The sequence below is a fragment of the Streptomyces sp. NPDC059994 genome (assembly GCF_042737755.1).
GTDB lineage: Bacteria > Actinomycetota > Actinomycetes > Streptomycetales > Streptomycetaceae > Streptomyces.
The window spans coordinates 15,636-29,899 of the sequence record NZ_JBHWUR010000056.1 but is presented as its reverse complement, the minus strand read 5'-3'; the positions used below and the strand labels follow the sequence as shown (position 1 = coordinate 29,899).

The 14,264-nt window shown below is 68.5% G+C and carries 10 protein-coding genes; 2 read left to right on the top strand and 8 right to left on the bottom strand.

Features of this window, described 5'->3' with window-relative positions; all coding sequences use genetic code 11:
• Window positions 1–61: 61 nt before the first annotated feature.
• From ACFWA7_RS24935 to ACFWA7_RS24925, 3 genes are all read right to left on the bottom strand, one after another.
• Window positions 62–2,065, bottom strand: coding sequence for a DNA/RNA non-specific endonuclease (locus tag ACFWA7_RS24935; RefSeq protein WP_385825262.1), 2,004 nt, complete (start codon window positions 2,063–2,065; stop codon window positions 62–64).
• 344 nt (window positions 2,066–2,409) lie between these two features.
• On the bottom strand, window positions 2,410–4,851 hold the full coding sequence (locus ACFWA7_RS24930; RefSeq protein ID WP_385541903.1) for a LamG-like jellyroll fold domain-containing protein: 2,442 nt from the start codon (window positions 4,849–4,851) through the stop codon (window positions 2,410–2,412).
• 177 nt (window positions 4,852–5,028) lie between these two features.
• Complete coding sequence (locus tag ACFWA7_RS24925; RefSeq protein ID WP_385825260.1) at window positions 5,029–8,385, bottom strand: hypothetical protein; 3,357 nt, start codon at window positions 8,383–8,385, stop codon at window positions 5,029–5,031.
• A 1,330-nt stretch (window positions 8,386–9,715) separates the two neighbouring features.
• Between ACFWA7_RS24925 and ACFWA7_RS24920 the strand changes: the two genes are divergently transcribed.
• Window positions 9,716–10,075: a hypothetical protein gene (locus ACFWA7_RS24920; protein WP_385825258.1), complete on the top strand. Its 360-nt coding sequence runs from the start codon at window positions 9,716–9,718 to the stop codon at window positions 10,073–10,075.
• 134 nt (window positions 10,076–10,209) lie between these two features.
• Here ACFWA7_RS24920 and ACFWA7_RS24915 read toward each other — a convergent pair whose 3' ends face one another.
• Window positions 10,210–10,623, bottom strand: a complete 414-nt coding sequence (locus tag ACFWA7_RS24915) for a DUF4259 domain-containing protein (protein ID WP_385825256.1) — start codon at window positions 10,621–10,623, stop codon at window positions 10,210–10,212.
• 61 nt (window positions 10,624–10,684) lie between these two features.
• Window positions 10,685–10,969: a hypothetical protein gene (locus ACFWA7_RS24910; protein ID WP_385825254.1), complete on the bottom strand. Its 285-nt coding sequence runs from the start codon at window positions 10,967–10,969 to the stop codon at window positions 10,685–10,687.
• Window positions 10,970–11,418: 449 nt separating this feature from the next.
• Between ACFWA7_RS24910 and ACFWA7_RS24905 the strand changes: the two genes are divergently transcribed.
• Window positions 11,419–11,763 carry a hypothetical protein gene (locus ACFWA7_RS24905; protein ID WP_385546097.1) on the top strand — a complete coding sequence of 115 codons (345 nt, stop codon included), beginning with the start codon at window positions 11,419–11,421 and terminating at the stop codon, window positions 11,761–11,763.
• A 188-nt stretch (window positions 11,764–11,951) separates the two neighbouring features.
• On the opposite strand, the gene ACFWA7_RS24900 is transcribed toward ACFWA7_RS24905, so the two are convergent.
• From ACFWA7_RS24900 to ACFWA7_RS24890, 3 genes are read right to left on the bottom strand one after another with little or no spacing between them, the layout of a single operon-like run.
• A complete protein-coding gene (locus ACFWA7_RS24900) occupies window positions 11,952–12,665 on the bottom strand; it encodes a phytanoyl-CoA dioxygenase family protein (protein ID WP_385546100.1) in 714 nt (237 codons plus the stop codon).
• A gap of 11 nt (window positions 12,666–12,676) precedes the next feature.
• Window positions 12,677–13,483, bottom strand: a complete 807-nt coding sequence (locus tag ACFWA7_RS24895) for an ABC transporter permease (protein ID WP_385546103.1) — start codon at window positions 13,481–13,483, stop codon at window positions 12,677–12,679.
• Entirely contained in the window at window positions 13,476–14,243 is a 768-nt protein-coding gene (locus ACFWA7_RS24890) for an ABC-2 family transporter protein (RefSeq protein WP_385825294.1), read from the bottom strand. The genes ACFWA7_RS24895 and ACFWA7_RS24890 overlap by 8 nt, the downstream gene beginning before the upstream one ends.
• Between the last annotated feature and the right edge of the window lie 21 nt (window positions 14,244–14,264).

The window sequence follows — 14,264 nt, the reverse complement described above, 5'->3', positions numbered from 1 at the left end:
CGCTTGATTGCGGCGCTCCCGCCCCTCATGGCGGCTCCGGATCGGTGTGGGTGAGGTGCAGTCAGTTTCCGAGGTTGATCAGGCTGTCATTCCCCTTGGTGTTGGGGATGGAGACGTCGGGGAACAGCGGCTGCGTCGTTCCGTCCGCCCGTTGGACGGTGGCGCTCATCGTGACGCTCTCGGGGACCGTGCTGGTGGCGTCCCGGTAGTGGGGTGTCACCTCGTAGAAGATGGCGTCGTTCGCGCCGAAGCTGTCGTATTTCACTGTGTTTTGGGCCTCGGTCTCATAGGTGCGCATGCTGGGCGTTCCGGTGTTCATCCCCACTTGCCAGCAGGGAACGAGGTTGTCCTGCCCACCACGTATTTTGCCCTGGCCACCGAGGATTCTGGCGATCAGGTGGCACCGGGCGAGCCCGTACGGGGGCTTGGCACCCGCCGGGGCATGGGGGCGAGCCGTGTTCTGAGCGTCCTCCCAACCGGTGATGTCCCCATCGGCATCGCTCCCCTCGACGGGGTTCTTCCCCAGGCAGGCCTGTGCCTTGGTTGGCCGGGTACCGGCCGGGCCGGGCGGGGCGGTGGTCTTGTTGCGGTGGGCGACCGGTTCGTTGGTGTTCGAGATCCACCCGTCGCCGGATGGGGGCGAGCCAATGGGCGGGGTCAGCAGGCAGGCGCCCTGCGGTTCGGGGGCCGTGCTGACGATCTCCAGCTTGAACTGCTCGGCCTCCAGGACGCGCTGCTTCGCGAAGCCCTCGGACAGCTGGGTCTGGGCGGACTGGATGTCGGCGAGCGGGACATGGGCGCGCATGCACGGCATGCCGGTGTCCGTGGGGACCAGCTGGTAGACGTGCCATCCACTGCCGGTGTGCTTGGGAATGATCTCGGCGCACCGGGCGCCGTCGGTTCCTCCTTCATGGGTGACCCCGAAGGGGAACTCGCCGCAACTGTCTTCCGGAACGGAGTCCGTGGCCTCAAAGGGCTGCGAACCCCCGCAGGTGCGGCTGGTGCGGTCGGCCGCGCCGCTCTTCGCCCGGGTCAGCGGTCTGCTGCGCCCCCAGCCGTCGGCGAGGTTGTTCTGGGCCCACAGGTATCCGGCTGCCGCGGCTCCCGAGTCGGACTCGTTCGCGACGGTGCTCATTCTGACGACGGGCATGAAGCCGGGGATGGCGCAGCCCGGTCCGGGCTCGCTTGAGGTACTGCTCGTATCCCGGACGTCGTCGTCGCAGCGGATCACCTTGGGGTTGCTCCAGGAGGCGTCCGGGTCCGTGATCTCGGCGCCCGGAGAGGCCACGTAGAGCTTGTACGACGTGGTGAATTCGACCTTCGTGCCGACGGCGGGAGAGGAGGAGTAGGACGTACTGCCGCTGACGGACTGGCCCTTGACCAGTAGCCCTGTGTACCAGGGCGGAGCCTTGTTCGCCTTGCAGCCTGTCGAGCAGGCGAACCTGAACTTCGTGGAAAGGGATGTGACGGCCCGCTCCGCGCCGGTCATGGTAACCGTTACGTACTCCTTCCACTTCGTGGCGGTGGACTGGAGGACGGCGCTGGTCGCGACGCTCAGCGTGCCGGTGCCGAGCTCCTTGCCGTTGCTGTCCCTGAGCACGTACAGCACGGTCAGACCGCTCAGACAGTAGCCGAAGCGGCTGTGGGTCCACTGCCCGTGGTTCGCGACGGCGCAGGAGCCCTCGTCGGAGGCGGTGGTGGGCGACGCCGGTGGCAGGGCGGTGGCGCGGGACTGCCGACCGGCCGGCGGCACCGGCGTGGTGCTCGCGGTCCTCGTGGTGACACACGCTTCCACGGCTCCTGCTCTGCGTTCGGGGGAGCCGACGGATGTGGGCTTGCAGTGCTCGCCGGGAGTGGTCGTGGTGGGCTGGGTCTCGGTCTGGGGCTGGGCGGGGGTGGGGGCACCGGTCGGATCGCCGAGGTGGGCTCCGTCCGCCTGGCCGAGGGCCGTCCCGGACGCGTGGGCCGTCGGCGCCTTCTCGGTGGCGGCAGCGGTGCCGGTCGTGGTGAGGCTTACGACGAGGAGGAGGCCGACGAGTAGCCGTCTTGCGCGTGGCGACTTCATATCTGCTCGCGCAAGGACGTCGTTTCAGGCGCCACCCCATGGGGTGGGTGATCAGTCGCCGCGGAGCGTTTCTCGCTGTCCGGGGCCGGAGGCGCTGTCGATGCGTTCATCTGGGGAGTCCGTCCACTACTGACTGGCCGTCATGGATGCGATGGAGGTCGCGGCGATCGGGGCCGCGTGAAGGCGTGGTGGAGCCGGGCGGCGCGAGCCGTCCTGCGGCTCCACCACGCTGTCCTGCTGGTCACGCTCCGGGGATGTCGAGCAATCTGCCGGGGGAGCTGGCCCCAACGCGCTTTACACAGATGCGTGTTGGCAGGACCAGGTCCGCACGGGATCAGGTTTGCCTAGCCGACGCTGATGCCCTCGTTGGCCATTTCGCCGGGTTCGATGGCCGCACCCCACACGCGAACGTTGTCGATCGCGCCGGCGGCGTTCTCCGTCCACGTTCCCTTGTAGTGGAGCCGGCCGATCTGCAGCGCGCTGCTGGCCCGCCACGGTGTCGTGAAGATGGCCGCCTGCTGTGGCTTTCCGTCGACGAACAGCTGAATCGTCCGGTCGGCGGCGTTATAGACGCCGGTGAGTTTGGTCCACACGCCGAGCTGTGCGGGGTCAGCGCTGATGGATCGGACGATGTCGGTTTCGTCGGTGTCGCTGACGTGGCGGTTGAAGATGAACCTGTCGTAGTACGTGGAGTAGTAGATCTGGAACCCGCTTGCACGTTCCCCTGCCTGGGACAGGAACGTGTAGTTGCGGTCCTTGTTGTCCATTTTCACCCATGCCGAGACGGTGAATGACTTGGTCGTGTCGACCACGGGGCCCGCTGTCGCCGCGTAGCCCGATGTCCCGTTCAAGCGCAGGGCGCCGCCTACCTTGCCCGTGCTCCCCAACTCGGCCCCGCCGGCCACCGTGGCCGACAGTCCGGCGCCGTCGCCCCCGTCGGCCGTTGTTGCTCCCGATGCCTCGTCCAACGAGAAGTAAGCCAGTTCTTGCAGGTGGGGAGGGAGGGTGCCCGCTGCGAGCGATGCGGCGTCGGCCTGCGTCACCGTCGACTGCACCGCGCGCACCTCGTCGACCGCGCCCAGTAGGTTTTCCTGCCAGGTGCCCTCATAGCGCAGCCGGCCGATCTGCAGTCCGCCTGTGGCGCGCCAGGGAGTGGTGAAGGGCACGGAGCTCTGCAACTCGCCGTTGACGAACAGCGACAGCGTCCGGGCGACCATGTCGTACGCGCCCGTGAGGTGTGTCCACGTGCCCGGCACCACAGGCTGGTTGCTGATCGCTCGGACGATTTCCGTGCCGTCGGTGTCGCTGACGTGGCGGTTGAAGATGAACCTGTCGTAGTACGTGGAGTAGTAGATCTGGAACCCGCTGGCACGTTCCCCTGCCTGGGACAGGAACGTGTAGTTGCGGTCCTTGTTGTCCATTTTCACCCATGCCGAGACGGTGAATGACTTGGTCGTGTCGACCACGGGGCCCGCTGTCGCCGCGTAGCCCGATGTCCCGTTCAAGCGCAGGGCGCCGCCTACCTTGCCCGTGCTCCCCAACTCGGCCCCGTCGGCCACCGTGGCGACGAAGTTCTGCGTTGTGCCGCCGCGTGCTCTGCGGGATCCCGTGCTCTCGTCCAGCCGGTATTGGGCGGTGCCGTTGAACATGCTGCTGTCGAGCCACGGGATGATGTTGTCGGTGCGGGATGCGAGCGAGTGGGTGCCCTGGCCGAGTTGTCCCAGGCAGTCGGTGTGACTGGCTCGGCTCTGGACGGCCACGATAAGGCCGTTGCCGTCCAGGACCGGGCCTCCTGCGTCGCCCTTGCAGATATGTCCGTCCGTCAGGTTCACATCGGTAGCGGTGGTGCTCGCCTGGTTCACGCTGCTGAGGTGCGGGCTGTCGGGCACCCACTCGGTCTTGGTGCGGCCGAATCCCGCAACGAGCAGTGCGGAGCCGTCGGCGGCGGCGCCGCGCGCGAGAACGGCGGGCGTGACACCGTTGACCGGGGCGGCCAACCGGGCGAGCACGACGTCCCTGTCGGGGCGGGCAACGAGGTATTCGATCCGTGTCGGCTGCTGCCCCGGGAGCGTTGCTGTCGCATCGGGCGGCGGGTCCGCCGGCGTGCTCACCAGCGACGACGCCGCACTGCCACTGAAGCACTGCGCGGACGTCAGCAGCCAGGTCTTGTCGACGAGGCTGCCGCTGCAACTGCGGCTGCCCTCGTGGTCGGCTTCCTTGACGTTGACACGGGCGAGCCACGGGCGGGCCGGGTCGCCCGACAGCACGGGCGTGGCGCCGCTCTGCCCGATCCGGATCTCCACCAGCATGTGGTCGCGCTCCTGCGGGTCGTCGGCTTCACCGACTCCCTGCACGGTGTTCTTGGGTATTTTGATGTGCTGTGTCGTCTGGTCCGGTGCGGTGAGTGTGACGGAGGCGGCCGCATCTCTGCTGGCCTTGACCAGATAGACGGAGGGTATTTCCAGGGAGAGATAGCCTGTGGGGCCGTTGGTCCGGAAGCAGATCTTCTCTCGTTCGCGTGGCCACACTTCCATGAGCCCTGTGGATGTCCCGCACTCGGCGAGGACGATGTGGCCGTCGCCGCGCTTGAGGACGATCCCCTTCTCCTGCCTGATCTTCTCGGCATCCGGGTAGGCGAAGTCTTCTACCACCGAGCCGGGTTGGGTGTCCGTAGCGGTCGTTCTGCTTGTCCCGGGCGCGTGCGAACCGGCGGCAGCGGCGGTACCGGCCGTCGTCACGCACGCTGCCGCCGCGACCACGGCGACGACCTGTCGTGCGAGGTTCATCCGATCTCCTTCGACGAGGGGTGAGTGGATCCGCAGAGAGGATCCTCAAGACGCCAAGAGGTTTGCGGTACCTGCTCCTCGTCCCACCTCCGGCGGACCTGTGGCGAAGAGTCCTTGCTGCCCCTGTGGACAGCAGAATTCGACGCGTTCTCGTGTGGCGTGTGCGCGCAAGCGCGTTCAGAAGATCGACGAGAGTTTCCTGGTGACCGAGGAAGCGAGTTCCTCGCCGACGTGCGTGACTTCCTTGACTACGGGAGCGGCCACCTTCTGCCCCAGCGGTTTGAGCCACTTGGATTGCCCCGCCGAGAGGAGCCCCAGGGCGGCGTTGCTGGCCGACTTCAGGAAGGGGCCGCTGGTGAAGCCGTGCTCGATTCCCGTGAACAGGGCACTCAGTGCGCTGGTTCCCGCGGAGACGGCGCCGAAGAACGCGGCGCCCAGTGCCAGCGGGGGGAAGGCGAGGCTGGCGAGGCCGAGGGTGCCGGCGAGGAGCCCCGAGCCGATGCTAATGCAGTTGAAGGCGTCGGCGTACCAGCCGGCGTCCTCCCACCAGTTCTCCCTCTTGGGGCCGGTGCCGTTCTCATTGACCTGGTCGTGGGTCTGGCTGTCGGCCGGGTTCCTGCCGTCGGCGCGGTCCTTGCTGGACTGCTCGGCGGCCTGGCGGGCCTTTTCGGCGTCTTCGGCCTGACGCTTGAGGACAGCGGTGGCGCGTGCTTCGCTGGCGGCGTCCGCTGCGGCCCTGGCGTCCTGACCAGCCGTCAGGGATGCCTGACGGGCAGCGACGGCGGACGCCTGGGCACTGTAGGAGGAGTTCAGGGCGGAGCGGGCGGCGTCGATGGCCTTGTTCGCCGAGTAGTTCGCCGACCGAGCCGCGCCCCGGGCGGTCGCCGCCGCGGTCCTGGCCTGATCCGCCGATGCCTGGGCGGCGAGGGCGGACGCGTCCGCCTCGTCGGCGAGCCGCTTTGCGTCCACGGCGTACTGATCTGCTCTGTTCGCCGAGTCCAGGGCGTTGTTCGCCCACCGCTCGGCCTCCGCGGCGGCGTTGCGGGCCCGCGCCGCTGTCTGCGACGCGAGCGCGGCATCCGCTTGCGCCTCCTGGGCGATTTTCGCCGCGGCCGCGATCGCCGCGCGGATCGCCGCGACGTGGGTGGCGGCGTCGTGGTCGAGCTGGGCGGTGGTGTACTGCACGACACCGACGAAGTTCCGGCGCATCCAGGTGGGACCCTCCAGAGCCACCTCGGCGTACGCCCTGGTGTAAGCACCGGCAGCGTTCAGGAGCACGGCCGCTCGGACCGCGTCGTCCTCCCGTACAGCGGCCGGGTAGGTGCGGTCGAAGAAGGCCTGCAGGGCCTGCGGGGTGTCCGCGTTCAGCGCGTCGTCGGCCGCCTTCCTGACCGCCTTGCCGGGCTTGGCACTGAGGATGCGGGCGATCTGGAAGCGGTTGTCCTCCTGCGACGCGTTGATCACACCGCCGGTGACGAAGTCGCCCACCGCTGTGGTGCTGGAGCTTTCCAAGGCGGCCTGGGCGGCCCGCGCGATCGCCGGAGTGGATATCTGAGCGAGGTAGAGGACGGTCTCCCGGTCGTCCTGGTGCTGAGCAAGGGCGCGGTCGAGGTCGACCCAGGACAGGACGTCGACGTCGTCGCCCGCCAGGGCGAACTGGGCGGCCTGACGGGTCCACGCGCCGGTGGAGTCGAGCAGACCGAGAGCGGCCTGGCGGCCCAGCACGGCGGCCTGGGTCAGGTCGTTGGCCGTCAGCGCCTGCTCGGCTCGGGCGATGACGTCCTTGACGGCCTGGTTCGTGCGCTCGTCCTGCGCCCGCTTGTCCTCGTAGGCGGCTCGCTGCTCGGCTTCCAGCCGGGCCAGCAGCCGGGCCTCGTCCACGGCTTGAAGCTTCTCGTGCTCCAGCCGGGACAGTTCCGCTTCCCGCGCCGCCCGCTCCACCGCGACGGCGTCCTCCACCGCCTTGGTGGCGGTGTTGGCCGCCTCGACGGCCTGGGCCGCGTGAGCCGTGGATCTGTTCGCGAAATCGATGGCCTGCCCGGCGTACTTCACCGCCTCCTCGGCCGCGTCAGCCGCGCTCTCGGCATGGTCGGCGGCGGAGTTCGCCGCGTCGCGTGCGGTGCGCGCCGCCGCTGCCGCCGCCGTCGCCAGGGCCTGTGCCGTGGACGCGGCGTTGGTGGCGCGGTTGGCGGCAGCGGTCGCGACCTCCGCCTGGTGCTTCGCCTCGGCCGCCTCCGACTGGGCCGCCCCGGCCGCGGTGGCGGCGTGTGCGGCGGCGGAGGCGGCGGCAGCGGCGTTGCGCGCGGCGGACGCGGAAGCGGAGCCGGCGGCGGCGGCCTGCGCCGATGCGATCTGGGCTTCGTCCGCGGCGCCGGCCGCGGAGCGGGCCTGGGCGGCCGCGTTGCGGGCGGCGACCGCGGCCTCCTTGGCCGCTGCGGTCTGACCAGCGTTTGCGGAGGCCTCGATGGCGGCCTTGTAGGCGCGCGATGCGGCGTTTCCGGCGGTGGCGGCGGCGTGGGAGGCGGCCGTGGACGCCCAAGAGGCGCGGCGGGACGCGGCCACCGCGGCGTTGGAGGCGCTGATGGCGTTGCGGGCGGCGTTCGCCGCGTCCTTGGCGGCGCTGGAGGCCTGACGGGCGGCGGCCGCTGAGCGCTCCACGTCCTCCTTGGCGGCCTCGGCCTCGGACGCGGCTTTCTCCGCCGCCTCCTTGGCCACACGTGCGGAGTTCTGGGCGCGTACGGACGCCTCGACGGCCAGTCCGGTTTCGGCCTTGGCCCGCATGCCCTCCCGCTGGACCACGGCGACGAGTTCCTCGATCGTGGCGGACTCCTGGTCGCGGGCACGGGCGATGTGCTGGCCGGTGTCGAGGAAGAACTCGACGTCCGACGCGGTCCCGTCCAAGGCGCGCTCGGCGTACTTGGTGACTTCGGGTCCCCCCGTGGGCAGCATGCGGGCGATCTGCACCCGCATGTCCTCCAGGTGGGCAGTGAACCGGCCTTCGGTGAGGTAGTCCTCGAGCGCCTGCCGGGTTCCCGCGTTCAGGGCCGCGGCCGCTTCCCGCCGGATGGCTTTGCCGCCAGTAGTTGTCAGGGTGGCGGTCGCCACGCGCAGGTCTTCCAGGACGGCGGGGCCGAAGCCGTCCCGGAGGAAGTCGGCGATGGCGCCGTCACCGTTGGCGAGCGCGGCTCCGGCTTCGCGGCGCAGGCCCTTGCCGGAGCGGGCGAGGAAGGCGGTGATGGCGACGCGGTTGTCCTCGGTGGTCGCTCGCGGGAGTTTGTCGACGAGGAAGGTCCGCACGTCGGTGTCGGTACCGCAGAGGGCGCCGGCCGCCGCTGCCTTGACGGCCGCGCCTCCCGTCACCCACGCCTTGACCGCGGTGGCCCGGTCGGTGTCCGGAAGGACGAGCGGGTCGAGCGGCGCGCCTGCGGTGGCGGCGCGCGCCCGGGGTAACGGCACCAAGGGTGTGGCCGTGACGGCCGCGGTGGCGGCGAGTGTGCCCAGGACCCGTCTGCGGCTCCAGAACGTTGTCTGCATAGGAGTATTGCCCCCGTGGTCTCTGTAATGAGGCATGGTCCGGCCGGACTTCCCACACAAGCTGACTGCGCGTGCCGATATCGCATGCGCCTAAATACTCGACGCCGTGGTGCTCACGTGTGCGTACGTGCACGCCGAGAAACGCGCCGAGGTTTCCTGTCCTCGCCGCGACTCTCGATGGGTGGGGTGACGTCGCTGGCCGGTCGCCCACGGTTTCAGCGGAATGATTGTCCGTCAATAGAAAAGGGACCCACAATACGGGAGTGGACAATGCGCACTGTCCGCGGACAATTGAACGGTGCGGTCATGGGCCTGCTCAGTGGCGCGGTGTGGCGGCGGACATCGCAGGCAGAGCCTGGTCACCGCCAACAAGGCCGACGCCGGCCACACCGGGCGATGGCCGACCCTGCGTGATTTCGTCACCGAAAGCCGCTCACAGTGCGAGCGGCTCGACTACGCCAGTAAATTCCCCTCCACCGCCATGGCGGCGTCGGTGAGGAAGGCCTGTGGGGGGTGCAGTCCGGCGCCGAGGCGGCTGGCTCCCTGCGCCAGGGCGGTGGCGGCGGGGCTGGCGCGCTATATCGATCAGCAAGTGGTGCATGGCAGCTGCGATCTTTCGCCGACTGTGCGGCTGCCGAGGTAGTGCTGGGCTTCGTTCATCCAGATCACGGTGTGGGGCTCGACGCGGTGGAGGTCGTCGAGTGCTGCTTCGGCCTGGGTCGGGTCGAGGGATGCCACAACAGCCACCCCCGCTTTCCGAGCGGCTGCACGGCCTCCCAGCACGCGCGGGAATTGTCCGTCGAGGACGTCCCCCCACCAGCACCACGATCCTGCTGCGGTCGAACCTCGCATCCTCCACCGCCTGATCCAGTACCCGGTCGTGGTCATGCTGTACGTAGCCGGGCATGCCCGGTGTCCCGGACGTAACCGAGCCGCGGCCAGGTCGTGCCGCCTGGCAGGGTGGAATTCCAGCTCAAGCCGCTCCCGCGCCCCGAGCGGCTCGCCGGGCCTGGGCAGTTCACCGCCCCCGGCCGCTTCCTTCTGCAGGGTCGGGAATTCGTCGAAGGGGAGCTCGGTGCGGGCCAACTCCGTCACAGTCTGCTCCGACGGAAGGGCTGGCCGGAGGGTGCCCTCTTCGGCGTGAGAGCCGGCCGCTTGGATCTTGAGGGCGCTGCTCCACGGGGCTCGCTGCAGCTTGGTGCCCGCAGGGGCTAGCCGCGTGGCCAAGCCGCCCGGTCCACTGGTCCAAATGCCTCCACGCTGGCTCGGCCTGCTGTTCGTCGTTTTGCTCGTAGCCCTGATCGTTTCGGCCAGATGGGCCAGAGGGTCGATGCTCCGCCCGAGAGCCGCCCCCACCGCGATCGAACTGCTCGTAATCGCCACTGTGGTCACCCCGTTTGTCACCGCGTTCGCCACGACGCTCGGAGAGCAGCTGGGGCAAAGGGTGACGGTGGTCAGGCCGAGGTCCTGGTGGCGGCGCCGCAGGCAGGGCAGCGAGCTTGAGGTCACGGTGGCGCGCACAGGCCGGTCCGTCTGCAGAATCGAGGTGGGCCCGGATCTCACCGACGACGCCTGGCTCGCACTGATCGACCTCGACGTCACCCGGCCCGAGCTGCGCGGGCATCTTCTGCGCTGGAGCGAGGACGCCAAGGCATGGCTCCCAGTCCCCGACACCCGCGGAGACCGCTGAACCCAACCTCCCGTCCGCACGGGAGAGGTAACCAGCGCACGGAGGGGCCGACCTCGGCCCGCTGGCCCCTCCCCTGGCTTCGTTCATCTCCAGCGGTTCTGGCACGGCTTCCGTGAAGCGGGCACGACTAGTGATCAGTGGGCGTTTCGAGTGCTTGGAGGATCTGTCGCACTTCCTGGCGCCACTGGTCGGTCGGCCTCGGCGCTGTCCACCCAGCCGGTTGCCATTTCAGATCCGCCCTGGAGAACCCGGTGCAGTGCGAGTCTCGGCGACGTGCGAAGGGAGGCTGGCAGTGTGGGCAGCGGTTCCCTGGGGCCGTCGTCCGGGTCAATCACGATGGGGCTGTCCGGGAGGGTGCTGGCGACGAGGGCGCCAGCGGCAATGGCTTCGGCCCCGTCTCCGCCATCGACGCGTTCTCCCGAGTCGGTGACTCGCTGGAATGCCCGCCCCAGCACGTCAATGACCTGACGGTGGGTGAGCCCCTCAAGTCCATCGACGAAGTCTGCGGCGAGGTCGCTGTCGAACGGGCCGGTTCCCCACGTTCCCATGCATGGCTCCTGATATTGCTGTCTCGGACGAAGACATGGTTCCAGGAGCCACTGACATCGGTCACGGGGCGAGGAGGACCCGCTTGTGGAGCAGTGCGAAGCCGGCGCGACCGAACATCTGACGCTTGATCATCTTAAAAGTTACGTGGAATCTGCCGGGGTGATCACGTCTCTCCGGTGCAACCACGGACTTGGGAGGTGGCTTGAGCGGCACGACGGTGCTCACGGAGAAGCTCCGGGCCTGCTCGATGAGCTGCTCGATGAGCTTCCGCTCGACCGCCGCACTCTCCAGCGACGGTTCCGCCTGGTCATCGGCGGTCGCGGACTCGGTCACGGTGTCAGTCACTTGATGTCTCTTCCATGATCATCAATTACACCGGTGAGCGTACAGACCCAACTCTTGCGCTCACTCGCCAACTGCGGCGCTCAGTCACAACCGGGCACACGCAGGAAGAGTGTCGAGATGACGAGATATTCGAACAGATGGTCTACTTCTATGTCCGCCGTACGGTCGCTCCGGTCGCTGCACCCGGGGAACCCCGCCGGTCAGCGGCACGTCGGGCAGCAGAGTCCGGACAGGCTCCGGGCCCTTGGCCTGCAAGGTCAAGGGCCCGGAGCCAATCATTTTGCGGACGGGGCTAGTTGTTCTTGAAGATGCCGATGCCCCACCAGTCGTCCGGCCTGGAGGACGGCACCCACTGGTCCTGCGAGCCGAGACAGGCCCCGCCGTTGCCGCCGCAGGTGCTGTCGGTTCACTTGTTGAAGTGCATGTAGTCGCGCCACCACCAGCCGCCCATGCGGGTGTCGTACCCCGGCGTAGCCAGGCACGTCGTGGTGGGCTCACCCTTGTGGGGCGGCTCCCAGGCAGTGCTCGGCTGGCTCGCCCAATGCACCCATCGCGACGTGCTGCTGGTCAGTTCCGCCGCGGCGGTACTGACCACACGACGGCGACCGCACTGCGCCGCCGACAAGACGGTCTGGGAAGCAGTGCGGCAGGGAGTACACGAACTCGCCCGAAGGCGGGCGGGATCCATGGCCGTCGACACGGACGGCCACACCGTCCTCCTCTACCCCCTGGACCTCTTCGAACCGGCCGCGCCCGTTCTCGTGGCGGTGGCGCCGCGCGGCACCCCGGGCTGACCTGCCTGCTCGCGGACGCCGCGTCAACCCTGCGTCTGTGCTGGAAGACAGAGATCCTTCCGTGACAGGTGTTCGATGAGGAAGGTGGCCAGGTCCCGCCGTGCGGCAGTGTCGGCTTCGACCTGGGCCAAGAACGCGCGGATCCCCTGGTCCGCCGGGCCTGCCTCCAGCGTGCAGACCCTCCGCCGTCACAGTTCTACAAGGTTCCGGCCCCCTCTGCGGAGCGGCAGGTCACCGAAGGCGGCGTCGTTGAGGGTGAGCTCCGTTGTCCGGGCGCTCTTGTACTCGTTGATCAGGATGGAGCGGTGGCGCGTCGTGAGGTTGGTGCTGGCGCGGTGCACGGTGAGGCAGTGCAGGAAGAGGACGGAGCCTTGCCGGGCTGACACCGGGACGGCCTCATGGTCGGCGGGTGTCCGCTCGTCGTGCCGGTGGCTGCCCGGCCAGACCAAGGTGGCACCGGATTCGGCGTCCATGTCGTCGAGGTAGATGAGCGCGGTGACCAGTTCCGGCAGGGTGTGCTGGTCGGTGTCGAGGTCGCGGTGCCAGCCCTCCTCGGCCCGCAGCCCGGAGGGGCGCAGGCGGGCGAATCCCATGTGAAGGTTGATGTCCGGCCCCAGGAGCTCGCCGATGATGTCGAGGACGCGCCGGTTGTGGATGAGGGCGTACCAGTCGTCCCCGGCGAGCGGAGTGTTGACAATCTTCCAGACGGCGTACGGGTTGTACGGGTCGAGTCGCGGCAGGGGGACCTGCGACGCGGCGTGGACATGCAGGCGGGGGTGCCGTTCGGAGGCTGGCGGATTGATGAGGGCGGAGAGCATCTGCTTCATCCGCGCCACCTCGTCCTCGGAGAAGATGTCCAGGACGAGGTATCCGTCGCGCTCGAATGCCGCGAGATGGTTCACTGCGTGGCTCCTCAGGTGCCGGTGCTGCTGTAACGGGTGAGACCGCGTCGCCACAGCACGACTGCGGGGATCATGAGCAGGGGGCCTGCCAGGGGGAACGCCCACACGAGGGGCGAGCTCGTCTTGCCGAGGATGTAGAGGCACGGGTAGTAGCCGACGAAGGCGAACGGGACGACGGTCGAGAACGCGGCGAGGACCCACTTCGGGTAGAAGCTCATCGGTAGTTGCGCGAAGCTGTCGAGCCGCCAGATCAACATGGACAGCATGGCGTCGTGCCGCAGCCAGAACGACAGCGAGGTGACGGCGAGATGCATGGCGGCGAAGACGAGTGCCGCGCCGAGGAGGGCGACTGGGATGAACAGCAGTACGTGTGCGGTAAGTTCGGTGCCGCTTACCTGGAGTGCCACCCCCATTGTGGCGAGGCCGATCACGATCTCGATCCAGACGTCCGTGTCGACCTTGGAGAAGAGGATGAGCATCAGTGGGTTGGCGGGGCGGACGAGGTAGTGGTCGAGTTCGCCGGAGCGAACCATGTCGGGGATGTCCAGGGTGCCGAAGAAGACGGTGTTCCACAGAGCACGGGCCACAGCCGTGAAACCGGTGAGTACGGCCCATTGCGCGAGGGTCCAGCCGTGGATCACGCCGGTGGTCGACAGCGCCAGCATGAACACGGCGGCACCGGACACCGCTTGGACGAGGGCCCCCAGATTGGCGAGCGCCACCTCACCGGGGTGCACCAGATGGCTGCGGAAGTTCATCCGGGTCGCGAAGAACGCGACATCCAGCGACTTCTTCCAGTCTGTGAGGCGCTCAGCCACCGGCGATCACCAGCTTGCGCAGGCTGCTCCAGGTGCACAGGGCGCTGGCCGCGGTCAGTAGCGCAGACCAGGCCAGCCCGATGATGATGACGTGTGCGTCGACGAAGGGGTCCTTCACCAGGGAGCCGAGGGGGGTGTAGAAGCCGTGTGCGAACGGGGTCCACACCACCGCGTCGCGCAGGGGTACCGGATAGAGGGAGATCGGCATCATTGACCCTCCCAGCAGGAGCAGCAGTGCTTCACGTACCTCGTTGAGGCCCTCGACGCGGCGGATGAAGAACGCCGAAAGTCCGATCATGTAGCTGAGGTTGAAGAGGATGACGAAAGCGATGGCGCTGGTCAGGGCGAGCTGGAGGGCGTAGTCGGCATCGAGGTCGAAGGGCAGCAGGAGTGCACCGCCGGCGAGCGCCGAGGGCAGGCCCACCAATGCGGTGATGCCCACGGTGCGGCCGACCGCGGCGGAGAACCACTGACTGAAGAAGCCCAGCGGGATGAGTAGTTCGGTGGTGATCCGGCCGTCCCTGATCTTGGCTTCGAGCTGGCGTGCGAGGCCAAGGTTGGGCAGGCACAGTACCCAGATGGTGCCCGCCGCGGCGTAGACCATGGTCTGGCGAAGGCTCAGCCAACCGGCAGGAGTGTCGTCCCCGGTGCCCGAATACACAGCCGTCCACAGCGCGGCCTGGAGGCCGATGAGCAGTAGGGCACCGATCCCTTGCGAGAAGGCTCTGGTTCTGTAGTGGAAGGAGAGCCTGATCTGCATGTGGGCCACGGCCAGATGCGG